The organism is Flavobacterium sp. ALJ2, assembly GCF_015594725.1.
GTDB lineage: Bacteria > Bacteroidota > Bacteroidia > Flavobacteriales > Flavobacteriaceae > Flavobacterium.
Genome location: NZ_JADNRC010000010.1, coordinates 39,321 through 65,335, shown reverse-complemented (window position 1 = coordinate 65,335; position 26,015 = coordinate 39,321). Strand labels below are relative to the sequence as shown.

Annotated in this window: 22 protein-coding genes; 15 read left to right on the top strand and 7 right to left on the bottom strand. The window is 31.5% G+C overall.

Features of this window, described 5'->3' with window-relative positions:
• Positions 1-257: 257 nt before the first annotated feature.
• The 4 genes from pfkA to IUY40_RS12740 all read left to right on the top strand — a co-directional run bounded on the left by pfkA (position 258) and on the right by IUY40_RS12740 (position 3,722).
• Positions 258-1,244 (top strand): 6-phosphofructokinase, encoded by a 987-nt coding sequence (pfkA, locus tag IUY40_RS12755; protein ID WP_195737251.1) that lies wholly within the window; start codon positions 258-260, stop codon positions 1,242-1,244.
• 95 nt (positions 1,245-1,339) lie between these two features.
• Positions 1,340-2,344 (top strand): type I glyceraldehyde-3-phosphate dehydrogenase, encoded by a 1,005-nt coding sequence (gene gap, locus IUY40_RS12750; protein WP_195737250.1) that lies wholly within the window; start codon positions 1,340-1,342, stop codon positions 2,342-2,344.
• Positions 2,345-2,480: 136 nt separating this feature from the next.
• Complete coding sequence (locus IUY40_RS12745) at positions 2,481-3,332, top strand: N-acetylglucosamine kinase (protein ID WP_195737249.1); 852 nt, start codon at positions 2,481-2,483, stop codon at positions 3,330-3,332.
• Positions 3,333-3,347: 15 nt separating this feature from the next.
• Positions 3,348-3,722: a methylglyoxal synthase gene (locus IUY40_RS12740; RefSeq protein ID WP_195737351.1), complete on the top strand. Its 375-nt coding sequence runs from the start codon at positions 3,348-3,350 to the stop codon at positions 3,720-3,722.
• Between the two features lie 312 nt (positions 3,723-4,034).
• Here IUY40_RS12740 and IUY40_RS12735 read toward each other — a convergent pair whose 3' ends face one another.
• The gene (locus IUY40_RS12735) at positions 4,035-4,415 is read right to left on the bottom strand and encodes a RidA family protein (RefSeq protein WP_195737248.1); all 381 of its coding nucleotides are present in this window, start codon (positions 4,413-4,415) and stop codon (positions 4,035-4,037) included.
• A 48-nt stretch (positions 4,416-4,463) separates the two neighbouring features.
• Positions 4,464-7,166, bottom strand: coding sequence for a putative LPS assembly protein LptD (locus IUY40_RS12730; protein ID WP_195737247.1), 2,703 nt, complete (start codon positions 7,164-7,166; stop codon positions 4,464-4,466).
• An 82-nt stretch (positions 7,167-7,248) separates the two neighbouring features.
• Here IUY40_RS12730 and IUY40_RS12725 point away from each other — a divergent pair, with 82 nt between their 5' ends.
• The 7 genes from IUY40_RS12725 (at position 7,249) to IUY40_RS12695 (ending at position 14,210) form a co-directional block, all read left to right on the top strand.
• Complete coding sequence (locus IUY40_RS12725; protein ID WP_195737246.1) at positions 7,249-8,388, top strand: N-acetylmuramoyl-L-alanine amidase; 1,140 nt, start codon at positions 7,249-7,251, stop codon at positions 8,386-8,388.
• 50 nt (positions 8,389-8,438) lie between these two features.
• Positions 8,439-9,398 (top strand): MlaD family protein, encoded by a 960-nt coding sequence (locus IUY40_RS12720; protein WP_195737245.1) that lies wholly within the window; start codon positions 8,439-8,441, stop codon positions 9,396-9,398.
• A 9-nt stretch (positions 9,399-9,407) separates the two neighbouring features.
• Positions 9,408-10,745 (top strand): (Fe-S)-binding protein, encoded by a 1,338-nt coding sequence (locus IUY40_RS12715; protein WP_195737244.1) that lies wholly within the window; start codon positions 9,408-9,410, stop codon positions 10,743-10,745.
• An 85-nt stretch (positions 10,746-10,830) separates the two neighbouring features.
• Positions 10,831-11,622, top strand: coding sequence for a (Fe-S)-binding protein (locus IUY40_RS12710; RefSeq protein ID WP_195737243.1), 792 nt, complete (start codon positions 10,831-10,833; stop codon positions 11,620-11,622).
• 102 nt (positions 11,623-11,724) lie between these two features.
• On the top strand, positions 11,725-12,207 hold the full coding sequence (locus tag IUY40_RS12705) for an ABC transporter ATPase (protein ID WP_195737242.1): 483 nt from the start codon (positions 11,725-11,727) through the stop codon (positions 12,205-12,207).
• A 412-nt stretch (positions 12,208-12,619) separates the two neighbouring features.
• On the top strand, positions 12,620-13,762 hold the full coding sequence (gene bshA / locus IUY40_RS12700) for an N-acetyl-alpha-D-glucosaminyl L-malate synthase BshA (RefSeq protein ID WP_195737241.1): 1,143 nt from the start codon (positions 12,620-12,622) through the stop codon (positions 13,760-13,762).
• 22 nt (positions 13,763-13,784) lie between these two features.
• The gene (locus IUY40_RS12695; protein ID WP_195737240.1) at positions 13,785-14,210 is read left to right on the top strand and encodes a protease complex subunit PrcB family protein; all 426 of its coding nucleotides are present in this window, start codon (positions 13,785-13,787) and stop codon (positions 14,208-14,210) included.
• 49 nt (positions 14,211-14,259) lie between these two features.
• On the opposite strand, the gene IUY40_RS12690 is transcribed toward IUY40_RS12695, so the two are convergent.
• Together IUY40_RS12690 and IUY40_RS12685 are read right to left on the bottom strand one after the other, a co-directional pair.
• Positions 14,260-14,745: a hypothetical protein gene (locus IUY40_RS12690; RefSeq protein ID WP_195737239.1), complete on the bottom strand. Its 486-nt coding sequence runs from the start codon at positions 14,743-14,745 to the stop codon at positions 14,260-14,262.
• A 130-nt stretch (positions 14,746-14,875) separates the two neighbouring features.
• On the bottom strand, positions 14,876-15,700 hold the full coding sequence (locus IUY40_RS12685) for a UDP-2,3-diacylglucosamine diphosphatase (protein WP_195737238.1): 825 nt from the start codon (positions 15,698-15,700) through the stop codon (positions 14,876-14,878).
• Positions 15,701-15,889: 189 nt separating this feature from the next.
• Between IUY40_RS12685 and aroC the strand changes: the two genes are divergently transcribed.
• From aroC to IUY40_RS12670, 3 genes are all read left to right on the top strand, one after another.
• Positions 15,890-16,948 carry a chorismate synthase gene (aroC, locus tag IUY40_RS12680; RefSeq protein ID WP_195737237.1) on the top strand — a complete coding sequence of 353 codons (1,059 nt, stop codon included), beginning with the start codon at positions 15,890-15,892 and terminating at the stop codon, positions 16,946-16,948.
• Between the two features lie 57 nt (positions 16,949-17,005).
• Positions 17,006-18,301, top strand: a complete 1,296-nt coding sequence (locus tag IUY40_RS12675) for a dicarboxylate/amino acid:cation symporter (RefSeq protein ID WP_195737236.1) — start codon at positions 17,006-17,008, stop codon at positions 18,299-18,301.
• 160 nt (positions 18,302-18,461) lie between these two features.
• Positions 18,462-20,663 (top strand): response regulator, encoded by a 2,202-nt coding sequence (locus IUY40_RS12670; RefSeq protein WP_195737235.1) that lies wholly within the window; start codon positions 18,462-18,464, stop codon positions 20,661-20,663.
• Positions 20,664-20,770: 107 nt separating this feature from the next.
• Here the strand turns inward: IUY40_RS12670 and IUY40_RS12665 are convergent, their stop codons facing one another.
• Positions 20,771-22,024, bottom strand: a complete 1,254-nt coding sequence (locus IUY40_RS12665; protein ID WP_195737234.1) for a DEAD/DEAH box helicase — start codon at positions 22,022-22,024, stop codon at positions 20,771-20,773.
• A 111-nt stretch (positions 22,025-22,135) separates the two neighbouring features.
• A complete protein-coding gene (locus IUY40_RS12660; RefSeq protein WP_195737233.1) occupies positions 22,136-23,173 on the bottom strand; it encodes a formimidoylglutamase in 1,038 nt (345 codons plus the stop codon).
• Positions 23,174-23,269: 96 nt separating this feature from the next.
• On the opposite strand from IUY40_RS12660, the gene IUY40_RS12655 reads away from it, so the two are divergent.
• Positions 23,270-24,148, top strand: a complete 879-nt coding sequence (locus tag IUY40_RS12655; protein WP_195737232.1) for a hypothetical protein — start codon at positions 23,270-23,272, stop codon at positions 24,146-24,148.
• 624 nt (positions 24,149-24,772) lie between these two features.
• On the opposite strand, the gene hutI is transcribed toward IUY40_RS12655, so the two are convergent.
• Positions 24,773-26,011 (bottom strand): imidazolonepropionase, encoded by a 1,239-nt coding sequence (gene hutI, locus IUY40_RS12650; RefSeq protein ID WP_195737231.1) that lies wholly within the window; start codon positions 26,009-26,011, stop codon positions 24,773-24,775.
• Positions 26,012-26,015: the final 4 nt, after the last annotated feature.

Sequence of the window (26,015 nt, the reverse complement as noted above, 5' to 3'; positions counted from 1 at the left end):
AATATTTTTTTTAGGCCTCTTAATTTTCTTATCTTTAAATTTGATTTTATTCAAAATTTCACAACAATTCAATCGAGTATTGTTATTTTTAAATTATCAATTAAAATAAATGACTTTTTTTATTTTATTGATTTTTTTTAGTATCCGAAAACTTATTAACGAAAACGTTTGAATTTAACATTTTTCATTAACTTATTTATAAATATAGCCCAAATAGTGGTGAATGTTTGCTAATTTTACACTTTAATACTTAAATAATGCCAAAAACAATAAAAAAAGTTGGTGTTCTTACATCAGGAGGAGATTCACCAGGAATGAATGCAGCTATTCGATCAGTAGTTCGAACTTGTGCTTATCATAACATCGAATGTATCGGAATTTATAGAGGCTATCAAGGAATGATTGAAGGTGACTTCAAAGAGATGGGACCTCGAAGTGTAAATAATATTGTAAATAAAGGAGGGACGATTTTAAAATCGGCTCGTTCATTAGAATTTAAAACTTCAGAAGGTAGAAAAAAAGCACATGAAAATCTTGTAAAAGCAGGAATCGATGCTTTTGTTGTAATTGGAGGTGACGGAAGTTTTACTGGAGGTTTACTATTCAATTCAGAATATAATTTCCCAATAATGGGAATCCCAGGAACAATAGATAACGATATTTTTGGTACGAGTCACACTTTAGGGTATGATACGGCTTTAAATACAGTTGTAGATTGCATTGATAAAATACGTGATACAGCAAGTTCACATAATCGTCTGTTTTTTGTAGAGGTTATGGGAAGAGATGCTGGTCATATAGCCCTTAACGCTGGAATTGGAGCAGGAGCAGAAGAGATTCTTATTCCTGAAGAAGATTTAGGGTTAGACAGATTACTAGAATCACTTCAAAAAAGTAAAGCTTCAGGAAAATCATCAAGTATAGTTGTAATTGCTGAAGGAGATAAAATTGGTAAAAACGTATTTGAATTAAAAGATTACGTCGATGCTAATTTACCAGAATATGATGTTAGAGTTTCTGTACTAGGACATATGCAAAGAGGAGGCTCTCCTTCATGTTTTGACCGTGTTCTTGCAAGTAGATTAGGCGTAAAAGCTGTAGAATCTTTACTTGAAGGAAAATCAAATTATATGGTTGGTTTACAAAATGATAAAGTTACGTTAACTCCTTTAGATCAGGCTATTAAGGGTAAAACTGTAATAGATAGAGAATTGCTACGCGTTTCTGAAATTATGTCAACATAAAAATATAGAATAAAAATAAAATTGAAGTTTATTGTGAGGAAATTAGACTTTGAAAATAAGTAGAATAAACAGAAAATAAATAAAAATTTAGAAAAATGTCAAAAGTAAAATTAGGAATAAACGGATTTGGAAGAATTGGAAGAATTGTTTTTAGAGAGTCTTTCAATAGAGATAATGTAGAGGTAGTAGCAATCAATGATTTGTTAGATGTAGATCACTTAGCCTATTTATTAAAATACGATTCAGTTCACGGTCGTTTTAACGGAACTGTAGAGGTAAAAGAAGGAAAACTTTTTGTAAACGGAAATCATATTCGTGTTACTGCAGAAAGAGAACCAGCTAACCTAAAATGGAATGAAGTAAATGTAGATGTTGTTGCTGAATGTACTGGTTTTTTTACAACTATCGAAACAGCAAATGCTCACATTACAGGAGGTGCTAAAAAAGTAATAATTTCTGCTCCATCTGCAGATGCTCCAATGTTTGTAATGGGAGTAAACCACGAAACAGCAAAAGCTTCAGATACAGTAGTTTCTAATGCATCATGTACTACAAACTGTTTGGCTCCTTTAGCTAAAGTTATTCATGATAACTTTGAAATCGTAGAAGCTTTAATGACAACTGTTCATGCAACAACTTCAACCCAAATGACAACTGACGGTCCTTCTAGAAAAGACTGGAGAGGTGGACGTGCAGCAAACTTAAATATTATTCCTTCATCAACTGGAGCAGCAAAAGCTGTTGGAAAAGTTATCCCATCATTAAACGGAAAATTAACAGGTATGTCAATGCGTGTTCCTACTGCCGACGTTTCTGTTGTAGATTTAACTGTAAAAGTTGCTAAAGAAACTTCATATGAAGAAATTATGGCAGTTTTGAAAAAAGCATCAGAAACTACAATGAAAGGAATTTTAGGATATACTGAAGACTTAGTTGTGTCTCAAGATTTTATTTCTGATCCTAGAACTTCTATTGTAGATGCTCACGCAGGAATTGGATTGAACTCTACTTTCTTTAAATTAGTATCTTGGTATGATAATGAGTACGGATACTCCAGCAAATTAATTGATTTATCTGTGCACATCGCAGGTCTTAAATAATTTTATATACATTTCAAAATCCCGTTATTGAATAGATAGCGGGATTTTTTATTATTTTGTTTGACTCTCAATAATGTGAATAATTACACTTAATATTGTAAGATGAAAAACTAAACCGAAAACTAAATAAAATAAAATGAAATTAATAGTTGATAGTGGTTCTACTAAAGCAGATTGGATAGCAATTGATGATAATGGCAAGATATTATTCACAACACAAACCTTAGGTTTAAATCCTGAAATTCTTAATGGAGATGAAATCGTAACACGATTAAATGATCGTTTTGATATATTACAAAATAAAAACACAGCTACACATTTATTCTTTTACGGAGCAGGATGTGGTACAGATAGAATGAAAATTGCTTTATCGCAAATTTTTCAAAAATATTTCGTTAACGCAATTGTTGATGTTCATGAAGACACATATGCGGCAGTATATGCGACTACTCCAAAAGGAGAGAAAGCAATTGTTAGTATCTTAGGAACAGGGTCTAATTGTAGTTATTTTGATGGTAAGCAATTGTACCAAAAAGTACAATCATTAGGTTATATCGCAATGGATGATTGTAGTGGTAATGTTTTTGGGAAAGAATTAATTAGAAAATATTATTTTAATAAAATGCCTCAGGATTTGGCTGTTGAATTTGCAAAAGAATACAACTTGGATCCGGATTTTATTAAAAACAAATTATATAAAGAACCAAATCCAAATGCTTATTTAGCTACTTTTGCTAAGTTCTTAATTAAGCATAAAGACTCTGAGTTTTGTAGAAAAATCATCTTTAAAGGGATGAAATCATTTGTTAAAAATTATATCAAACAGTTTGATAATTGTAAAGAAGTTCCAGTTCATTTTGTAGGTTCAATTGCTTACTATTTAAAAGATGAATTACAAGAAACTTTTGATAAATACGAATTGAAATTAGGTAATGTTTTAAGACGTCCAATTGATGGGCTTATTGCATATCATATTTCTAACAAATAAAAGTAGATGAAAAGTATGGAGATTGCTATTATAGCCCATGATGGTAAGAAAGCAGACATGGTTCAGTTTTTAAATAAAAACAAAACACTCCTACTTAAGGAAAATATTAAACTTATCGCAACAGGAACTACTGGGAGTAAAGCTATAAATGCTGGTTTTAAAGTTCGAAAGATGCTTTCAGGCCCTATGGGAGGAGATGCTCAAATTGCTGCAAGAGTAGCTGAGGGTAAAACACAGATGGTTTTCTTTTTTAAGGATCCGCTAGCAAGCCATGCTCATGAAGTCGATATTAATATGTTAATCCGTGTTTGTGATGTGCATAATGTACCATTGGCGACTAATGAAGCTTCTGCACAGTTGTTACTCAATGCTATCGCGTTACAATTGTAAAAATCTATATTAAATTTTATAACGAACCGTTTCAATATTTGAGGCGGTTTTTTTGTTTCTTACTCGGATCTATTTTAATTTATAAAAGAGGTATCGTAAACCCAATAGGTGTTTTTGATAAAAATAAAGAAGATGTGGTTCTATTTTTAAGTAAAAACAGAATCAATTTAAAAAATAAAGAGAACAGAGAATTTGGGTTTAGAATAAATTTAAAATTTTCCTTTAAGAATGATTGGAAAGATTTGTATGTGTGATGTAATAATGTGCCGCAGGTTACCTTTGTACTTTGGCACATTATTATAATGCTAATTGTTATCGTACTGCAATTATAGAAATTTCTACATTTACGTTTTTAGGCAAGCAAGCTACTTGAACTGTTTCGCGTGCAGGAGCAGTTTTTTCGTCAAAATAAGAACCATATACGCTATTGATAGCAGCAAAATTGTTCATGTCTATTATAAAAATAGTTGCTTTTACAATATGATCAAAAGTCATGTTTGCAGCTTCTAGAATAGCAGCAATATTTTGCATTACTTGTTTGGTCTCATCAAGAATATTATCTGTAATCAATTCTCCTGATTGAGGATTAATAGCAATTTGACCAGATGCATAAAGTGTGTCGTTCTTTAAAACAGCTTGGTTGTATGGACCAATAGGGGCTGGAGCATTTTCGGTAAATATGATTTTTTTCATGATTGTATCAATTTATATTAAATGTGTTTTATTTGTAGCAGCATTAACTTATCTGTTTATAGTGCTTCTTTTGTTCCATTTGATATCGCTAAGAACTCCAGATTTTATTCCGATGAAGAAGTTCCAGTTTGAATATGGGCCAATTGGAGTCCAATTAAAATCCATTCTCCAGCTTAATAAATCTCTTTCAAAGCGAAGTTGGGTAAAAGTAACGCCCTTTTGTACAAAATCATAACCTGTAGATATACCACCTTTCCATTTAGGGGTAATATCCATATTTGCAGAAATCATTATAGAGTTTCCGATGATTTTGTTTTCTCTCATGGCATTTCCATATGTTAGGGAGTAAGCTAGTGTCATGTCCCATGGAAGTTTTGCGTTGAAAAATTCGGTTATTTCGTTATCCTTTTCTTCTGAACCATCAAACTGACTTTTACGTTGATCATTTAAATCATTGCTTCTTCCAAATAAATCATCTTCACGACCACCATTTCTTGTGTTTTGACTATTGTCTTCTTTTTTACTTTTTTCTTTATTCGAAATAGAGTAGTTTAATGTCATGTTTGCACTAGTCATTCTGAATAAACTTCCTCCATTATCTATGTTGAAAATGTTCATTTGTTTACCAGAATTGTCTATCGCATAAGGATTTAATGTGGCTCCAAAATTAACATTCATTTTATTGTCAAGAAGTTGGGTTCCACCACTAACTCTTAAAGGCTGCCATGCGAATGATGTAATTCCGTCTGCATTAAAGTTATAACTTGTAGAGAAGTTTAAATTGTTAAGCAACATTATTTTTTTAGGCTCTGTTTTTGTGCTGTCTTTATCAGTAACTTTTGCTTCAAAAGTATTACTTAGATCAAATCCTACAATATTAGAGTTGCTGTTACCTGGCGCTCCAAATATACCTCCTTCAAAACGGCTGTATTCTTTAATTATAGTTCCACTAGCATCACTAGCATACGTATCGTAATATTTCTCAAAACTAGGAGTGTATCCATACGAAACTGATGGACGCATTACGTGGCGAATGGCTTTTATTTTTTTGTCTTCACCAAAATTAAAAGTACCGTATATGGTAGTACCAAGGCTTGAGCTAAATGAGTATGTTCTATAAGCATCAAAACCGTTTACTGCCTTTTCAACAACCTTACTTTGTTCTGTATCATATGTTTTATTTATAGTGCTTGTTTGCCATACTTCTTGATAATTTGCAGTTGTACTAGCGCTAAAATATTTAAATAATTTAAAATTGGTGCTTATTGGAATACTGTGCTTGGCTCCGATTTTTGCATTGTCAAACATTTGAGGTTTAAAAAAAAGAGAATCGGTTGTTACGATACTATTTTTACCACTTAGGTTGTATTGAAAGTTGATGTTTTTAATAAATCCTTTTTTAACACCATTCTTTCCTACAAATGGGTAAATTCTATCTACACTTGCCTCTAGCGTTGGTAAAGTCATATTGATGACTTGTGTTTGAGTATTTTGTGAATGTGTGGCGGTTAACGATGTACGTATTTGTGGTAAAGTATTAAAGGTTTTACTATAGGAAACGGATGAGCTTAATGTATTATTTAAGTTAGATCCAATATTAGCCTGGTTTATAGATTGTTTAAAGTATTTACTACTACCCATATTTACCGAAGCAGAAAAACTTGAATTTGGGCTTGCTTTTGTGTCCTTAGAATGGGACCACTGGATATTGTATATATTTTGTTTAGAATAATCTGGGTATCCTCTTTCGCTAGATATTAAATTTTCAAAACGAATATTTATATTACCTCTATATTTATATCTTTTTGCATAAGCAGATTCAAAACGCATAGCGTAGCTTCCGTTTGTGTAATAATCTCCTAAGACAGTTAAGTCATAATTATCGCTCAAAGCAAAATAATAACCACCGTTTTGTAATGAGAATCCTCGAGTATTTGAGTCATTATAACTTGGTAGAATTAAACCAGAAATACTTTTTTCTGAAGACATAGGAAAATAAGCAAAGGGTAAAGCAATTGGAGTAGGGACATCAGCAATTACCATATTGGTTAATCCAGTGATTACTTTTTTCCCAGGAATGAATTTAACTTTATTTGTTTGAAAATAGTATTCAGGGTTATCAATATCTTTTGCAGTAGTAAATCGAGCTCCTTTTAAGAAATAAACAGAGTCGTTTTCTTTTTTTGTAATGTTGGCTTTTATTCTAAACTCACCTTGTTCTGATCTTGAATTCCAAATTAAAGCTTTTTTAGTTTTAAAATTAAACCGAATAGAGTCTGGCTCAACAGCACTTGCCCCTTGTTTAAAATTAGGATATTGAGTATACACACCTGCAGAATCTTTTAGTCGACCCGCATAAACTTCATTTTTTTCGTAATCTAAAACAATGATACCCGATTTTAACTCAACATCTTGGTAATACAATTCAGCTTCATTATATAAGGTAATGAGCTTGCGCTTTTGATCAATCTTTGCATAATCCTTAGCTTTGTATTTTACTTTGCCATCCAGAAAAGCTTTTTTGGGTTTTATACTATCTACCTTTATAGAGTCTATAGTTGTTATTGTTTTTATGCTATCTAGCTGTTTACTAGCGTTTGTAGCTTTCTTTTTTTTGTTCGTATCTTGTGAATATACTTTACCACATCCTAGTGTTAGGAAAAATGATAATAAAACGATATTAAATAAGTTTGTATGCAAAGGTTTAAATACTATTTTTGTAAAAATATGGCTTGTTTTTTGACATGTCAAACTTACATATAATTTTTTGTCAAAAATAGTCAATTGAAAAAATTATAGTGTTGTATTTTATTAAAATTAACTTTTGGATTATATGGATATATTTAACAAAAATAGGGTAATATTTAGTTTTTTTCTAATGATAATGTCATTTTGCGCCTATAGTCAATCTAACGTTTTTAAAGTAACTTTAGATGCAGGGCATGGTGATCATGATTTTGGAGCAGTTTACAGCGGACGTATTGAGAAAAATATTGCTTTGGCAATAGTATTAAAAGTTGGAAAAATATTGGAGTCTTATCCAAATGTTAGTGTAATATATACTCGTAAAACAGATGTGTTCATAGGATTGATTGAAAGAGCGAATATTGCTAATAGAGCAAATTCTAGTATTTTTGTATCTATACACTGTAATGCAAATAAAAATGCGGCAGCATTTGGGACTGAAACCTATGTAATGGGAATGAATAAAGCAGCGTCTAATCTTGAGGTTGCTAAAAATGAGAACTCTGTTATTACAATGGAGAAAGATTACAAGCAAAAATACGAAGGATTTGATCCGAATTCACCAGAATCAATGATTGGGATGACTTTAATGCAGGAAGAATATTTAGATTATAGTATTGCCTTGGCTAGTAAAATTGAGGATGCTTTTGGTTTAATGGGTAAAAAACTGCGTGGAGGTGGAGTAAAACAAGCCCCTTTTATGGTACTTCATAAAGCATATATGCCAAGAGTTTTGGTAGAAACAGGTTTTATTTCTAATACAGCCGAGGGAGATATCTTAAATTCAGAAGAAGGACAAAATGAATATGCAAAAGCTATTGCTGGAGCAATTATTAGTTATAAAAAAGAATATTTCGGCAGTGGTTCTGGTGAACCTGTCGATGAAAAGCCTTCTGAAAAAGCAGTGAAGGATTCTACACCAGTAAAAACAACAAATGCTCCATCTCAAAAAGCTACTGCAAAACCTAATTTAGATGGTTCTATATATAAGGTACAACTTTTGGCTAGTATAAAAAAGACGTCATTAGCACCAGCAAATTTCAAAGGCTTAACAGGAGTTGCTGTGGTATATGAGAATAATGTTTATAAATATACGTATCAACAAACAGCCGATTATAATCAAGCAAAAAAATATTTGCAAGAAGCAAAAGCCAAGGGGTATGACTCCGCTTTTTTGATTGCATTTAAAAATGGAGAAAAAATTAGTATCCAAGACTCGCTTAAATAATAATTACAAGTTCAATATTTTATATTAAATTTGTACAAACACTTACAATTTTGAAACTAACAAGAGAAATTAAAACGGCTATTTTAGTCATTGCATCAATTTTATTATTTATTTGGGGGTATAGCTTTTTAAAAGGTAAAGACCTCTTTACAAACTACAAGATATTTTATGTTGAATATGATAATGTAGAAGGATTAGCTACCTCTGCACCAGTTACCTTAAACGGATTGGCAATTGGAAAAATAAATAGTATAAAAATTAATGAATCTACAGGAAAATTGTTGGTTGAATTACAATTAAAAACAGATTTCCTTATTTCTAAATCCAGCACAGCTTCTATATATGAGCCTGGGCTAATAGGAGGAAAGCAAATTGCAATTTATCCAAACTTTGAAGATAAAGAACCAGCTGTTGAAGGACAACTGCTAAAAGGAACTACCAAACTTGGTTTAACAGCAGGTTTGGCTGATAAATTAGCTCCAGTTCAGGATAAAGTAGAAAAGATGCTAATTAATATTGATAAACTAGTTTCTGGATTAAATAATGTTTTAGATCAAAAAGGACAAGAAGACTTGAAAAAAAGTTTAGCTGAATTAAGTAAAACAATGGAGCAATTTCATAAAGCTTCAGGAAGTATCAATTCAATTTTAGATACTAATAAGGGACAAATAAATGGAGTTGTTACTAACTTTAATAAAATGTCTGGGAATTTTGCTAAAATGTCAGACTCTTTAAATAAAGCTGATTTAGGAAAAACGGTTAGAAATTTAAACCAAACGTTGGCTAAAGTTGATGGTATAATGAATGGATTAAATTCTGGTAAAGGTACAATGGGTAAATTGTTAAAAGATGAAGTTCTTTATAATAATTTGCAAGCAACTTCTAAAGAATTAGAATTGTTATTACAAGATGTGCGTTTATCGCCAACACGTTATGTAAATGTTTCTCTTTTTGGAAAGAAAAACAAGCCATACGTGGCACCAGTTAATGATTCAATTTCTAAAAAATAAATTTAAGATATGAGTTATTTAGATAATATTTTATTTGCTATCCTGCTTATTATTGGTTTTGGTTTTTTTGCGTCAAGTGTAAAAAAAATTATTCGGAACATAAATTTAGGAGTAGATGTAAATCGTAAAGACAATCCCAAAGCACGTTGGAAGAATATGGCTATGATCGCTCTTGGCCAGTCTAAAATGGTGAAAAGACCAATTGCAGGAGTATTGCATATTATTGTTTATGTTGGTTTTATTATTATAAATATCGAATTACTCGAAATCATTATTGATGGTTTATTTGGTACACATAGAGTTTTTGCACCCTATTTAGGTCCAGTATATGATGTACTTATAGGTTCTTTTGAAATATTAGCCTTATTGGTTTTGATAGCAGTAACAGTTTTCTGGATAAGAAGAAATATTATTCGATTAAAACGTTTTATTAATCCAGATTTAAATGGTTTTCCAAAGAATGATGCAAATTACATTTTATACTTTGAAGTTGTATTAATGACATTGTTTTTGTTAATGAATGCCTCTGATTTGCATTTGCAAAATGTTCCAGGAGGATTTTCACATTTTTATAAAGCAGGAAGTTTTCCTATAAGTCAATTTATAGCACCTATTTTTAATGGGATGTCTAATGAGTTAGTGATGCTTTTGTTTGAAGCATTTTGGTGGATGCATATAATAGGTATTCTAATTTTTATGAATTACTTATATTTCTCAAAACATTTACACATTTTATTAGCTTTCCCAAATACGTATTTTGCTGATTTAAATCCTGAAGGACAATTTGATAATTTAGAATCAGTTACAAAGGAAGTTAAATTAATGATGGATCCTAATGCTGATCCATTTGCAGCAGCTCCAGTAGATGAAAATGCAGTACCAAGTAAGTTTGGCGCGAGCGATGTTCAGGATTTGAATTGGGTTCAGTTGTTAAATGCATATACTTGTACAGAATGTGGTCGTTGTACTTCATCTTGTCCTGCAAATCTAACAGGAAAAAAATTGTCTCCTCGTAAAATTATGATGGACACAAGAGATCGTTTACAAGAAGTGGGAAAAAATATAGATACCAATAAAGGAGTTTTTGTTCCAGATAATAAAACGTTATTAAATGATTATATTACTCCCGAAGAATTATGGGCGTGTACATCATGTAATGCTTGTGTTGAAGAGTGTCCAGTAAATATTAGTCCATTATCTATTATTATGGATATGCGTCGTTATTTAGTTATGGAGCAAAGTGCCGCCCCAATGCCTTTAAATGCGATGATGACAAATATTGAAAACAATGGAGCACCATGGCAATATAATCAACAGGATAGGTTGAATTGGAAGAATGAGAATTAAAGAGAATATTATTTCAATAATTAGTGCTATAAAAAAAATATAGTTTTCAGATTAAAACATGAAACTTTAAACAAAATAGAGAGAAATGTCAGAAAGTTTAGTTGTGCCAACAATGGCAGAAATGCTAGCCCAAGGAAAACAACCAGAAGTTTTATTTTGGGTAGGTTGTGCAGGAAGTTTTGATGATAGAGCTAAGAGAATTACAAAAGCATTTGTACGAATATTAAATCGTGCAGGTGTTTCTTTTGCGGTTCTTGGTACAGAAGAAAGTTGTACTGGCGATCCTGCAAAACGTGCTGGAAATGAATTTTTGTTTCAGATGCAAGCTATGATGAATATTGAGGTTCTTAATGCATATGAAGCAAAAAAAATAGTTACAGCCTGTCCGCATTGTTTTAATACATTAAAAAATGAGTATCCTGAATTGGGAGGGCAATATGAAGTAGTACATCATACTGAATTTCTTAAATCATTGCTTGATGATGGTAGGTTAACTATCGAAGGTGGGCAGTTTAAAGGAAAACGTATTACTTTTCATGATCCGTGTTATTTAGGAAGAGCTAATAAAATATATGAAGCGCCAAGGGCATTAATCGAGAAACTTGATATTGAGTTGGTCGAAATGAAACGTTCTAAGGCAAATGGATTATGTTGTGGTGCTGGTGGTGCGCAAATGTTTAAAGATGCAGAACCAGGAACTAAGGAGATTAATGTAGAGCGTACAGAAGATGCTCTTGAAACAAAACCAGATATCATTGCAGCGGGTTGTCCGTTTTGTAATACAATGTTAACTGATGGTATTAAGCATCAGGAAAAAGAAGATTCTGTGAAAGTATTGGACATTGCAGAGTTAATTGCAAATGCTCAGGATTTGTAAGTTAAGTTTTGAGAATCTTAGTGATTTATGAACAAAGCCTGCTTAGATTAGTAAAGGTTTTTTAATTTGAAAACTGAAAAAAAATAACATAAAATAATTAAAATGTATATCCCTTTTGAAAATTTACCTGGTGAATCCAGAATTTGGATTTATCAATCAAACAGAAAGTTTTCTGAGGAAGAATTTTCTGAAATAGAAACTGCCTTACAATCTTTTATTGAAGGTTGGGCAGCACACGGAACAAGTTTGGAAGCTTCTTATCAATTGAAATACAACCGATTTATAATATTAGCAGTAAATCAGGATGTACAAGCGGCTACTGGATGCTCTATTGATAGTTCAGTCGAGTTTATACAAAGCTTAGAGAAAAAATATAATGTTGAGTTACTTGATAAAATGAACGTTACTTTTAAATTAGGCGAGCATATTGCCCATAAGCCTTTAATTGATTTTAAGAAAATGGTTAAAGATAAATCAGTATCAGAGAATACGATTGTTTTTAATAATCTTGTAAATAATATCGAAGAATACAACGAATCTTGGGAAGTTCCCGCATCGGATAGTTGGCATAGTCGTTTTTTCTAAAAGACTTTCGAATAGTAATCAAGGCATAAAATTCATATTTTATGCCTTTTTTTGTGGAATTATTTCAGTTCAGCTTTTTTAGGATCTATAAATTTTTATCAAAATCATAAAGCTTGATAAAGGAGAGTTGGATAATAGTTTCTCATTTAAGAAGAGCCTCAAATTTAGCCCCGATGGGAGTGATATCCTTTTTTAGTCTTTTTTAGACTGAAAAAGATATAGCAGACAGCGGGACAGGTAGGTTTCTTTTGGAAAAATAATAATGTGCTCCTAAAATAATTATATGCTATTATTTAAGTCATAAAACTGGTAAATGTAAAAGACTAGTATTGCAATAATCGGATATTATTAACAATCTAAAGTTTTAATTCAAAGTTAATTTTAAGTACTTTCGTAATACTAAAATTAATACATGAAAATAGCAATAGTTTGTTATCCTACTTTTGGTGGGAGCGGAGTCGTGGCAACAGAGCTTGGCCTTGAATTAGCAAGACGTGGTCACGAAATTCATTTTATAACTTATAGCCAGCCTGTTAGGTTAGCACTCTTAAATCCTAATGTGCATTATCACGAAGTAAACGTTCCAGAATATCCTCTATTTCACTATCAACCTTATGAATTGGCTTTGTCAAGTAAATTGGTTGATATGGTAAAATTATACAAGATCGAGCTTCTTCATGTGCATTACGCTATCCCTCACGCATATGCAGGCTATATGGCAAAACAAATGCTAAAAAATGAAGGAATTGATATTCCGATGATAACAACGCTTCACGGGACTGATATTACTCTAGTAGGGAATCATCCGTTTTATAAGCCAGCTGTGACTTTCAGTATCAATAAATCGGATTATGTGACTTCGGTTTCGCAGAGTTTAAAAGATGATACTTTGAAATTATTTAATATTAAAAATAAAATTAAGGTAATTCCTAATTTTATAGAATTGGATAAGGTTAAAAAAGATTTAGATGCTCCTTGTCATCGATATGTTATGGCTAAGGAGAATGAGCGTATAATTACACATATTAGTAATTTTAGAAAAGTAAAAAGAATTCCAGATATTATCAAGATTTTTTATAATATCCAGAAAGAAATACCTGCTAAATTAATGATGGTTGGTGATGGCCCTGAAAAAGAAAAGGCAGAAATTTTATGTCAGGAATTGGGGATTTATGATAAAGTAATCTTTTTTGGTAATAGTAATGAAATAGATAAAATTTTGTGCTTTACTGATTTGTTTTTATTGCCATCTGAAACCGAGAGTTTTGGTTTAGCAGCACTTGAAGCTATGTCTTGTGGGGTTCCTGTAATTTCGAGTAATTCAGGTGGATTGCCAGAAGTAAATTTTGAAGGGTATTCAGGATATTTAAGTGATGTTGGTAATGTTGAAGAAATGGCTATGAATGCGCTAAAAATTCTTAAAGATGACGCAACTTTAAATGTGTTTAAAGCAAATGCTTTAGAAGTTGCTAAGAAATTTGATATCAAAAATATATTGCCAAAGTATGAGGCGTTATATCAAAAAGCTATTAACGATTATAAAGAAATAAAGTAATTATTAATTTAAATAATTAAAAATGAAAAAGGTACTCGTATTGTTTATTTCAGTTTTTGCAATTTCTTGTGGAACAACTAAATCTGTAGATAAAAGCACAGCCTTGTATGAAGTTTTGACGCAACGTAGTGATGGCGGAGGGAATATACGTTTTTTTGAAATCTTAAGTGAACCTAATGAAATTAAGATGTTGTTAAACGATGAGTCTTTAAAAGGTAAAATAAATGGAGATGATATTGATAAAGCAAATTATATCATCTTGAATATGGGTGAGAAAAGCACGGGAGGTTATTCTATAGGGGTTGAAAAAGTAGAAGAAACAGATAAGAATATTGTTATTACTGTTAAAGAAACTGCTCCGGCTCCAGATAGTATGGTAATGCAAGTGATTACTTATCCTTATGCGGTTGTGAAGATAAATTCAAAAAAGGAAATTGTTATTAAATAAAAAAAATCCTGTTGTATAAACAACAGGATTTTTTTATAAATACATTTTATTAAAATTGAAATTTAATTCCTAATCCGATATCAAATCCAAAATTGTCATCGTCATAATACCCAGAACCAATTTCTGGTCTGGCATCTAATGAAAGTAAGATTGGTACCTCTTTAAATCCGTATTCGATACCTATATTTCCAGCAGCAAACACAAAAGTTCCATTATCTTTATATTGGTTATAATCATGACTCCAGCTACCGATACCACCACCGACACCTGCGTACCAATTAAAACCTTGGTCTATATTCCATACCCATTGATAAAGACCTACTAATTTAAAAGCATCAATGTCTCTGCTGTTCCTCCAGCCTAAATCAGCTTCAATTCTATTGTTTTTAGATAATGCTCTCTGGTAAGAAATCTCTCCTCCAAATCCGTGATTATCTCCTAAACGTAAACCAAGTGCATTTTTAGAAATATCTTGTGCCTGGGCAGTAAATGCCAATCCTAGCAGCATAATAGCTGACAAAATTATTTTTTTCATAAGTAAGTATTTATTTTGACAAAGTTATTATATCAATTATAAGTTAAAATTACAGAAAATTTGTTAAAAGTTTCATAATTCACATTTTACTTTACTAATAAAATAATTTTACCAATGAGTTGCAATGATTTTATTTTGGTATAAAACGTGATGTAATTAATTGATTGCTTAAGCTATCTTCCATTTCAAAAAGATTTTCTTCTTCTGTAAAACTCATCTGCGAGTAATGAAATAGTTTCCATCTTTTTTTATGGTATTCTAATGCGGTTAAGTTTTCAATCCAGTCTCCAGAATTTAGATATAGTGTTGATCCGTTTTTATTTTCTTTTTTTTCAATTTTGGGTTCATGGATATGACCACAGATTACATAATCATATTTTTTTTCGATAGCTAAATCGGTTGCAGTTGTTTCAAAATCTGATATATGTTTGACAGCTTTTTTTACGCTAGCCTTTATCTTTTTTGAAAAAGAGTACGGTTCTCTATCTATTTTGGATAAGCACCAGTTTATAAATCGATTGGTTAAAATAAGATAATCATAACCTATTCCGCCTAGTTTTGCAATCCATTTGGAATGTTGTACAGATGCATCAAATACATCTCCATGAAAAATCCAGGCTTTTTTATTGTCTAATTCTAGAATTAATTTATCGACTAAAGCAAAACTTCCCATGGTCATTTCGCTAAATTTTCTTAAAATCTCATCGTGGTTTCCGGTTACATAGTATACTTTTGTGCCTTTAGATGCAAAGCCAATAATTTTTTGAATCACCTTTAAATGGGACTTTGGAAAGTACGATCTTCTAAATTGCCAAGCATCAATTATATCGCCATTTAATACTAGAATTTTTGGTTTAATGCTTGATAAGTAGTTACTTAGTTCTTTGGCGTGGCTTCCATATGTTCCCAAATGTACATCTGATATTACGACAACTTCAACATTTCTTTTTTTCAATTGTTCTTGATTTGGTGTTCAACAAATTTAAAGATTCTGTTGTTGATTTACTTTTAATAAATAGTTATCAATTACTCTTCAATTTTAAGAAATAGTGATGTTTATGTATCTTAACCTTTAGATAATAATACCAATTTTAAATTTTTTAATTTAATTCATAAAACTTACATTTGCTCAAAACTAATTACAATGGCGGGAAATAGCTTTGGAACACTATTTAAAATTACAACATTTGGAGAATCACACGGCGAAGCTTTAGGCGGAATTATAGATGGTTGTCCTTCAGGGATAACATTGGATCTTGAAGCAATTCAGTTTGAAATGTCTAGAAGAAAACCAGGACAATCGGCAATAGTAACCCAACGAAAAGAGCCAGATGATGTTCAATTTTTATCGGGAGTTTTTGAAGGAAAAACTACGGGTACTCCAATTGGTTTTATTATTCCTAATACAAATCAAAAGTCGGATGATTATTCACATATAAAAGATAATTACCGACCTAGTCATGCAGATTATGTTTATGACAAGAAATATGGTTTTCGTGATTACCGTGGTGGAGGTCGTAGCTCTGCCCGTGAAACTGCCAGTAGAGTTGTTGCTGGGGCAATTGCGAAACAAATGTTACCTAGTATTAAGATTAATGCTTACGTTTCGTCAGTAGGACCAATTCATTTAGATACGCCATATCAGGAATTGGATTTTTCTAAAACCGAAAATAACCCAGTTCGTTGCCCAGATGAAGCTGCTGCAGCAACGATGGAAGAATATATTAGAGATATAAGAAAACAAGGAGACACTGTAGGAGGTGTTGTATCATGTGTGATTCAAAATGTACCTGTAGGTTTAGGTGAGCCTGTTTTTGATAAGTTACATGCTGAATTAGGTAAAGCAATGCTTTCTATCAATGCTGTGAAAGGTTTTGAATATGGTAGCGGGTTTTCGGGTTCAGAAATGAAAGGAAGTGATCATAACGATTTATATAATCCAGATGGAACTACCAAGACGAATCTTTCGGGTGGTATTCAGGGAGGAATTAGTAACGGAATGGATATTTATTTTAGAGTTGCTTTTAAACCTGTTGCAACAATTATGCAAACTCAGGATTCATTGGATAACAAAGGAAATATTACACCAATGACTGGTAAAGGACGCCATGATCCATGTGTTGTTCCTCGTGCTGTACCAATCGTTGAGGCAATGGCTGCAATAGTTCTTGCAGATTTTCATTTGATTAACAAAACATATTAGAGAGATACGTAAGACATGTGAGCGTCTTATATTTAATTAATAATACAAAAACAATTGATGAACAATAAAACAGAAATCAAAAAAAAATCTTTTTTTAGAGGCTTAACTGGGCAAATTCTTATTGCCATGTTTCTTGGTGCTACACTGGGTATAATATTACATAATACTATTTCGCATGAAGCTGCAGTAGAGTTTAGCAATAAAATAAAGATGCTAGCTACTATTTTTATTCGTTTGGTACAAATGATAATTTCTCCTTTGGTGTTTACTACTTTAGTAGTAGGAATTGCAAAATTAGGAGATATAAAAACTGTTGGTAGAATTGGAGGAAAGGCATTAGCATGGTTTTTTACAGCTTCTTTTGTATCATTACTAATAGGGTTGTTTTATATAAATATTTTACAACCAGGAGTGGGTTTGAAATTGGACCATGTTGATATGGAAGCTGCTAGTGAAGTAACAGCTAAAACACAATCATTGTCTTTTGATAATTTTATTACGCATATTGTTCCTAAAAGTATTTTTGAAGCAATGGCTACCAATGAAATTTTGCAAATTGTAGTATTTTCAATCTTTTTTGGATTAGCAGCTGCTTCATTAGGGAGTACAGTGAAACCAGTTATTAATGCGTTGGATAAAATGTCGCATATTGTCCTTAAGATGGTAAACTATGTAATGAACTTTGCTCCGATTGGGGTTTTTGGAGCTATTGCAGGAGTATTTGCTGTGAGGGATGCTGAGGAATTATTGATTACATATTTCAAATTTTTTGGATCTTTTTTAATAGGGATAAGTACTTTATGGGCTGTTTTGATTTTAGTAGGATATATTTTCCTTAAAGGAAGAATGACTGAGTTGTTAAGGCGTATTACTGGCCCTGTAGCGATTGCTTTTGGAACAACAAGCAGTGAAGCTGTATTTCCTAAATTAACAGAAGAATTAGAAGAATTTGGTGTAAAAGATAAAATTGTTTCATTTATGTTGCCGTTGGGTTATTCTTTTAACTTGGATGGTAGTATGATGTATATGACTTTTGCCAGTATTTTTATTGCTCAGTTCTATGGTGTACATTTAGATATAGGAACTCAAATGGTAATGCTTTTGGTTTTAATGCTAACCAGTAAAGGAATTGCTGGAGTACCAAGAGCCAGTTTAGTTGTTGTAGCTGCAACGTGCGGTATGTTTGATATTCCTATAGAAGGGATTGCTATAATTTTGCCAATTGACCACTTTTGTGATATGTTTCGTAGTGCCACAAATGTGTTAGGTAATGCTCTTGCTACATCAGTAGTAGGGAAATGGGAAGCTGATAACGAAATGAATTTCGATGCTCCTAGCGATACTAATAGCTAGATTTGAAGATTTAATTAGATAATATAATAAGGATATTCTTTTTAGTGAGGAAAACAGCATTCTTTTCTATTAAAAATATATTTTAAGGAGTTGTATTTTATTTATAAAATACAACTCCTTTTTTATTTTAAATGTATATTTGATAAAACTACATTTGTTTATGCCTAAAGTTCGTATTGTTTTAATTCTTTTTTGGATGATTTGCTTTGGGGAATCTGTAATTGCTAAGACTGAATTACCATCAGAGCAACAAATTTCAAAAACTGCCGAAAAGGCACTTAAGTATTTAAAAGAATCTGATTTCGAAAAATCTCTAATTGTTTCACGAGTTGCTTTACAGCAAGCATTAATAGTTAAAAATAATAACTTAATAGCGGTTTCATATAATATTATTGCAGCAAATTATAACGAGTTCTCCGAATTTGATAAGGCAATATTCTATTATAATAAAGCGCTGTCGTTTGCTAATAGAACAACTAATAATGTTTTAAAAAATAAAATTAATAACAATTTAGGTAATATGTATTGTTTTGAAAAAAAACAATACAAAAAAGGAATTGAGTTTTATAAAAAATCTCTTGAATACAGTAAAAGAGAGAAAAATAGTTCGCTTGTTTATTTAATTAATATAAATATTACATGGGCTTATTTTGATATTGGAGAATTTAAATTAGCATTGCCGTATTTTAATTATATGAATGAGCATCATATAGAACAACTCAGTGAATCTACGCTTGTAGTTTTTAATATGATTAACGGAATGTATTATTCTCATATTAAAGCTAAAGCTAAAGCAAATGCCTATTTTGTTAAAGCGATTAAGTATGGAATGATTGGGGTTGAAAAATCTGATTTATTGTATTCTTATATCGAATATTCTAAGTTTTTGAATAAAAGTGGTGACTATAAAAAGGCTTATGAGAATATCATTAAGCACAATGCAGTAAAAGAAAACATTTATAACGAGGGAAAATTAAAGAAAGCCGAAAGAGCTGGTTTTAATCTCGAATTGGATGAGTATAAAAGAAAAATAGGTAAGATAGAGATTGAAAAAGAACTTCAGGATCTGAGTTTAAAAAAGTCTAGGATTATAGTTTTATTATTTATTTTAACGTCATGTATTTTTTTGATTTTAATAGTTACATTATATAAAAATATTGTTTTTAAAAAGAGAAATAATGCCAAGTTATTATTTACAAACGAAGAACTTATTAAGGCTAAAGAGCAGGCAGAAGAGGCCTCGATACTTAAAACGCAATTTATATCTACAATTAGTCATGAATTACGAACGCCATTATATGGGGTTGTTGGTATTACTAATATGTTGCTAGAAGAGCATAGAGAATTGGCAAGAAGCGAACATTTAAGTTCTTTAAAATTCTCGGCTAGGTATTTATTGTCTTTAGTTAATGATATTCTCCAAATTAATAAAATAGAAGATAATAAAGTTATTCTTGAAAGGTTGACTTTTAATTTATCAGACGAGATAAATATGATTAAGAATTCATTGTCTTACTTATCTCAAAAAAACAATAATCAGATTACAGTAATTATCGATTCAGATATTCCAGAATATTTAATTGGAGATAAGTTGAGATTTGCTCAAATATTGATGAACTTGATAAGTAATGCTTTAAAATTCACTAAAAACGGGGAGGTATTTATTATTGCAGATTTGGTTAATGTTGTTGGGAGAGCACATTTTATTGAGTTTCAGATAAAAGATACCGGAATGGGAATTGCTGTTGTAAATCAAGATAAGATTTTTGAGAAGTTTGTTCAAGTAGGTCGTAATGAAGAGGATTATCAGGGTACTGGCTTAGGATTAACAATTGTAAAACGATTGTTGGGTTTGTTTGGTAGTTCAATATCATTAGAGAGTAATATTGGAGAAGGAACAATATTTACATTTACAATAGCTTTTGATTATGATTCAGAGAAAACAAAAAGTATAATAAATGAAATTCAAGTTGATTTAACCTCTAATCAATTGTTTAAGGTTTTGGTTGTTGAGGATAATCTGATCAATCAACTTGTCACTAGAAAAATTATTGAAAAAAATAATTATAGTTGTACTGTTGTTGATGATGGGTATGCAGCATTGGATATATTAGAAACGGAGTCTTTCGATGTGGTTTTAATGGATATTAACATGCCAATGATGAATGGGTTTGAAACAACTAGAAAAATACGCTTAAAAGGCATAAAAACACCCGTTATAGCATTAACAGCTTTTGATAAAGATGAAATCACAGAAGAGGCTATCTCTGCAGGGATAAATGATATTATGATAAAACCTTTTGAATCTGTAAAATTATTCAAAATTATAAATTGCCTTATTGTAGAAACAAGAAAACGTTGATTGTAAAGTCAACGTTTGAATATAGATTGGTTTTAAACACAAATTTTACTAATTAGTGACAATTCGTAAAATCTGTGTTTAATTTTTTTATTGATGCTTCATCAGTTTTAATACCAACGTTTTTTATTCTGTTTGGATGCGTCTGACTTTCTTGATTTATGAGCTCCGCCACTTCGATTTGAGTTCTTAGGCTTAGCTGTTGCAGCTGCTTCTGGATTTCCTGCATGCCATTGATAAGGATGGTCACTTATGGTTTTTACATCTACTTTTATTAATTTCTGTATGTCTTTCCAGTACCCGTGTTCGTCTTTACTACAAAATGAAATTGCAATTCCTCCATTTCCAGCACGTCCTGTTCTACCAATTCGGTGTACGTATGTTTCAGGAATATTCGGTAAATCAAAGTTAATAACATATGGTAGTTGATCAATATCAATACCACGTGCAGCAATATCTGTTGCTACAAGTACCCCAACTTCTTTATTTTTGAAAGCATCAAGTACACGTTGTCTCGCATTTTGAGATTTATCACCGTGAATTGCTTCGGCAGCGATATTGTTTTTTCTAAGTGCTTTTACAACATTGTCTGCTCCATGTTTTGTTCTAGAGAAAACTAAAACATTTGATAGATCTTCATTTTTAATTAAATGATATAGTAGGTTTCTTTTTTCTGTTTTTTCAACAAAATAAACGCGTTGTTCTACATTTTCAGCTGTAGATGATACAGGAGAAACTTCGACTTTTGCAGGGTCTTTTAAGAACATTTCGGCTAGTTCACGAATTGCAATCGGCATTGTGGCTGAGAACAATAAGGTCTGTCTGTTTTTTGGAGTAAGTTTTACAATCTTTTTTACATCATTTATAAAACCCATATCTAGCATTTGATCCGCTTCATCTAATACTAAAACATGTAGATTATCTAAATCTAAAAATCCTTGTTTTTGTAAATCGAGTAATCTTCCTGGTGTCGCTACCAGAATGTCTACACCTTTTTTAAGGGTATCTACTTGTGGGTTTTGAGATACTCCACCAAAAATTGTAAGTTGAGTTAAGTTGGTGTATTTTGCATAAGTTTCAAAACTCTGCCCAATTTGCACTGCTAACTCTCTTGTTGGCGTTACTATAAGTGCGCGAATTTGTTTGGCTTTTTTTGATGAACCTACAATTCTGTGTAATTGATGTATGATAGGAATAGCAAATGCTGCAGTTTTTCCAGTACCTGTTTGTGCACATCCTATTAAATCTCTTCCAGATAATACAATCGGAATAGATTGCTCCTGTATAGGAGTGGGGTTTGTGTAGCCTTCTTCAAATACGGCTTTTTGTATACTTTTTGAAAGTGATAAGTCTTCGAATAACATATTTTCGGTATTAAGAATTTAGTTTTAAGTACTAAATTTCTGTGCAAAGATAGGTTTATTCAGTTAATCGTTTATTTGATTATGGTTTTATTTGGTAAAAGAGAAAATTAATTAGACTTTTTCATAATTTGATTTTATAAAATCGGTGACTAAATAGCCTATTAATTTACCTATTAAGTGATTGTTTTTTTCTTCACCTAAATCTGGGGCTCCTTCACAAATATGTAAATAAGCAGCATTTCGATGTTGTCCAAAATAAGATATAAACTGGCGTAATTCTTCAATAGAAAACCCACTCAATGTCATGGCGCTACTTGCAATATTAGGAATTGAATCCAAATCGATTTCGATTCCGAAGACATCTGTTTTAACGAAGTCTAAAGCAAACTGCATTTCAGCATTAAAATCTTTTTCTTTTCGAATTTTTACACTGTCGTAGGTATTATAGCGAACGCGGTCTTCGATTTTTTTGATAATATCCAACACACTTTTTGAAGTGTAATTTTCATGTAGACCAAATATGAAATACTTTTTTAAGAACCCTTCTTCGTATGCATATGAAAATCCATTTCCGCTATGTCTTCCCTCAAGAATTCTAAAATCGGAGTGAGCATCAAAATTAACAGCATTAATAGGTTTTCCATGGGCAAGAGCTGCTCCTTTAATGTTTCCGTAAGCATTATTATGACCTCCACCAATAATAATTGGGGTTTTTCCTGCTTTGATAACGTTAAATATGATATGCGAAACTTCTTTATCTACTCGCTCTACAAGTTGGCTTAGTTTTGATCGGTCATCGATGTCGTTGAAATCAAGATGTTCTACTTCTTTCATTTCTTGTCGCACATCGATTTGTCCTAAGACGATAATATGGTTTCCTTTACAGAATCGATTATGCTGGATGTTTGCAATGCTTTTTATAGCGCTACTCCAGGCTGATGCTGCTCCAGGTCTACCATAGTTGGCACGTATGCCTATATCTTCTGGAATACCAATAAGGACATATTTTGCTTCACAATTTTTTAGAAAATCAATTATGTCAGCGCCTTTAGGAACTATAATCATTTTTTCGCCGAATTTTATTTCACCACTTCTGTGATTTGTAACTTTGGCCAAGTCGTTAATAGTAAAAGGGATTAGTTTTTCCATAAAAAATAATATATTTCCCAAAAATAATATATTTGTAGCAACTTACGTTATTAGCTTATATTAATTATTAAATTTGTTTATAAAAAATATTTAAATATGGAAAATCAAAAGAACAACAACTCAAGTCTAAAGGCTGTAATAGCGGTTTTAGCAATTTTATTGGTAGGTAGCTTAGTTTATATTTTTAAAATGACATCTGATAATGATGTTGCTAAGAGTGAGCTTACTACTACATTAACAGAGAAAGAATCTGTTATGAAAGATTTGCAAGAGTTAAAAGCGACTTATGATGCTGCAATTGCTGAAAACACATCTATGTCTGATGAATTAATTCAAGAAAGAGACAAGGTGGTTGGTTTAATGGATGATTTGAATAAAACAAAAGGAGATGTATCTAAGTTTAGATCTCAAGTTCAGGCTATGCAAGGTAAAATGAAGGTTTTAGTAGCTGAGAATGATGAGTTGAAAAAACAAAATGGTGTATTAACTGTTCAACGTGATAGTACAATTGTAGTTTTAGGAGAATCTAAAAAATTCAATGAAGTATTAGTTGGTCAAAATGAAGAATTAGCTAAAACTCTTGAAAAAGGATCAAAATTATCTATTCTAAATACAAAAACTGCAGCTTATAAATTAAGAAGCTCTGGGAAACAAATTGAAACTGACAAGGCTAGTAGAGCTGATGTCTTAAAAATTAGCTTTACGATTGCTGAAAATCAAATTGCTAAATCTGGCGATAAAACATATTATGTACAAGTTATCGATAGTAAAAACAATGTTTTAGGAGATAAAAAAATAGAGTATTTTGGGGATAAAACTTTAATTTATAGTTTTTTAACTAAAGTTCAGTATGAGAATAAAACAGTTAATGTTTCTGAAGATTTACCTGGTAAAAACTTTGAAAAAGGTACTTATTTTATTAATATTTTTGATAACGATGAATTGGTTTCTAAATCAAGTTTTAGTTTAAGATAATTAGAATAAAGTTAAATGTATTTTAATATTAAAAGGGCAGTAAAACTGAGTTTTACTGCCCTTTTTTTGGAATTTAGTTACTTAGATTTTCTTTTTTTATTCTGACTATCCTCTAGTTTTTTTAAAGCTTTTTCTTGTTTCTGTGCTTTCAAATCTTTAGTAGGTGCTTTCATATTTTTTACTTTAGCCATGATCTTTATTTTTTAAAATTATTTAAATAGTTTAAAATAACCGTGATCCTAAAATTTATGGGAATAAATAAAACTTTATATAGCGAGTAACATTATCCAATTTGTATTGGGATATGCTGGAGTAAAAATAAAGTTTATAGGATTTAATAAGCACACTCGCGGGTGCTTAATAATTCGGGAAGATTTTTAATTTAAATGAATTAAGAAACGTAATTGGAATGCTTATATCAGGAACCATCATTATGCTAGTTTTGAAACCTTTTTGTTTCAAACTAAACTTGCATAAATCTACGATGTTACCTAATGTATTCATAAGAAAAAAGCTATATTTTAAAAAGTAAAGATACTGACTTATTTAGTTGTAACCAAATATAAAGCATTCTTTTATAGTCTTTTAAATTAATTAAGGTTTTTACTTTAGCTTTCAGATTTGTTATTTAAAAATTTTACCTTCGATAAAAACAGTTTCTATTAAATTACTACCAAAAGCATAAGGGAGTTGGTAATAGGATGCAATAGGTTTTGTAAGTATTAAATTAGCTTTTTTGCCCACTGTTATGCTTCCATGAGTATCTGAAACTCCCATTGCATAGGCTCCATTTATTGTAGCTGCATTAATTGCTTCTTCAGGTGTCATTTTCATCTTGATACAGGCTGTAGCTACAACAAAATTCATATTGCCTGATGGAGTAGAGCCTGGGTTGTAGTCTGTGGCCAATGCCAAAGGTAATCCTGCGTTTATCATTTCTCTTGCAGGCGTGTATGGAATACTTAAGAAATAGGAACAAGAAGGTAATGCTACTGGCATCGTTTCGGTGTCTTTTAAAGCTAAGATATCCTCTGGGGTCATTATTTCGAGATGATCGACAGAAAGGGCTTTATGCTTAATCCCGGCTTGTATCCCGCCAATAGAATTGAATTGGTTGACATGAATTTTTGGTATTAATCCATTTTGGATACCTGCTTGCATTATTTGCTCTGTTTCTTCAACAGAGAAATAGCCTGTTTCACAAAATATATCGACATAATCTGCTAGTTTGTCTTTAGCAATTTCTGGCAGCATTTTATAAATAATCTCATCGATGTACCCTTTTTTATTTTCTTTGAATTCCAAAGGGAATGCATGTGCTCCTAAAAAGGTTGCCTTTATAGTTATTGGGTAGTTTTCGTCAAGTTTTTTTATCACTCTCAACATTTTTAATTCCCCATCAACCGTAAGTCCGTAACCTGATTTTATCTCAACAGCTCCAGTTCCTAATCGAATTACTTCTTCTAGTCTGGCTTTGGATTGATTGTATATATCTTCTTCTGAAGTTTCGTTAAGCTTTTTGGCGGAATTTAGAATTCCGCCACCGCGATTAGCGATTTCTTCGTAAGAAAGGCCGTTTATTCTATCCACAAATTCTTGTTCTCTGTTACCAGCATATACAATATGTGTATGGCTGTCGCACCAGGTAGGAAGAATCATTTTTCCTGTAGCATCAATAACAGAATCGGCTTTTATTTCTGGAATACTTTCCATTGTGCCAAAGTCTGCAATTAGATTGTCTTTTAAAACTAAATAGGCATTTTTTATAGTTGGAAGAATTGCCATTTCGGCTCCAGAAACTTTAGAAATTGAAGTTTCTCGAACTTGTATTAGCTCTTTTATATTGATAATAAGGGTCGTCATGATT

What these genes read in the sequence shown, in the direction of transcription:
- pfkA (WP_195737251.1), top strand. Translation starts at nt 258, where the DNA reads ATGCCAAAAACAATAAAAAAAGTTGGTGTTCTTACATCAGGAGGAGAT.
- gap (WP_195737250.1), top strand. Translation starts at nt 1,340, where the DNA reads ATGTCAAAAGTAAAATTAGGAATAAACGGATTTGGAAGAATTGGAAGA.
- IUY40_RS12745 (WP_195737249.1), top strand. Translation starts at nt 2,481, where the DNA reads ATGAAATTAATAGTTGATAGTGGTTCTACTAAAGCAGATTGGATAGCA.
- IUY40_RS12740 (WP_195737351.1), top strand. Translation starts at nt 3,348, where the DNA reads ATGGAGATTGCTATTATAGCCCATGATGGTAAGAAAGCAGACATGGTT.
- IUY40_RS12735 (WP_195737248.1), bottom strand. Translation starts at nt 4,415, where the DNA reads ATGAAAAAAATCATATTTACCGAAAATGCTCCAGCCCCTATTGGTCCA.
- IUY40_RS12725 (WP_195737246.1), top strand. Translation starts at nt 7,249, where the DNA reads ATGGATATATTTAACAAAAATAGGGTAATATTTAGTTTTTTTCTAATG.
- IUY40_RS12715 (WP_195737244.1), top strand. Translation starts at nt 9,408, where the DNA reads ATGAGTTATTTAGATAATATTTTATTTGCTATCCTGCTTATTATTGGT.
- IUY40_RS12710 (WP_195737243.1), top strand. Translation starts at nt 10,831, where the DNA reads ATGTCAGAAAGTTTAGTTGTGCCAACAATGGCAGAAATGCTAGCCCAA.
- IUY40_RS12705 (WP_195737242.1), top strand. Translation starts at nt 11,725, where the DNA reads ATGTATATCCCTTTTGAAAATTTACCTGGTGAATCCAGAATTTGGATT.
- bshA (WP_195737241.1), top strand. Translation starts at nt 12,620, where the DNA reads ATGAAAATAGCAATAGTTTGTTATCCTACTTTTGGTGGGAGCGGAGTC.
- IUY40_RS12695 (WP_195737240.1), top strand. Translation starts at nt 13,785, where the DNA reads ATGAAAAAGGTACTCGTATTGTTTATTTCAGTTTTTGCAATTTCTTGT.
- IUY40_RS12690 (WP_195737239.1), bottom strand. Translation starts at nt 14,745, where the DNA reads ATGAAAAAAATAATTTTGTCAGCTATTATGCTGCTAGGATTGGCATTT.
- aroC (WP_195737237.1), top strand. Translation starts at nt 15,890, where the DNA reads ATGGCGGGAAATAGCTTTGGAACACTATTTAAAATTACAACATTTGGA.
- IUY40_RS12675 (WP_195737236.1), top strand. Translation starts at nt 17,006, where the DNA reads ATGAACAATAAAACAGAAATCAAAAAAAAATCTTTTTTTAGAGGCTTA.
- IUY40_RS12670 (WP_195737235.1), top strand. Translation starts at nt 18,462, where the DNA reads ATGCCTAAAGTTCGTATTGTTTTAATTCTTTTTTGGATGATTTGCTTT.
- IUY40_RS12665 (WP_195737234.1), bottom strand. Translation starts at nt 22,024, where the DNA reads ATGTTATTCGAAGACTTATCACTTTCAAAAAGTATACAAAAAGCCGTA.
- IUY40_RS12660 (WP_195737233.1), bottom strand. Translation starts at nt 23,173, where the DNA reads ATGGAAAAACTAATCCCTTTTACTATTAACGACTTGGCCAAAGTTACA.
- IUY40_RS12655 (WP_195737232.1), top strand. Translation starts at nt 23,270, where the DNA reads ATGGAAAATCAAAAGAACAACAACTCAAGTCTAAAGGCTGTAATAGCG.
- hutI (WP_195737231.1), bottom strand. Translation starts at nt 26,011, where the DNA reads ATGACGACCCTTATTATCAATATAAAAGAGCTAATACAAGTTCGAGAA.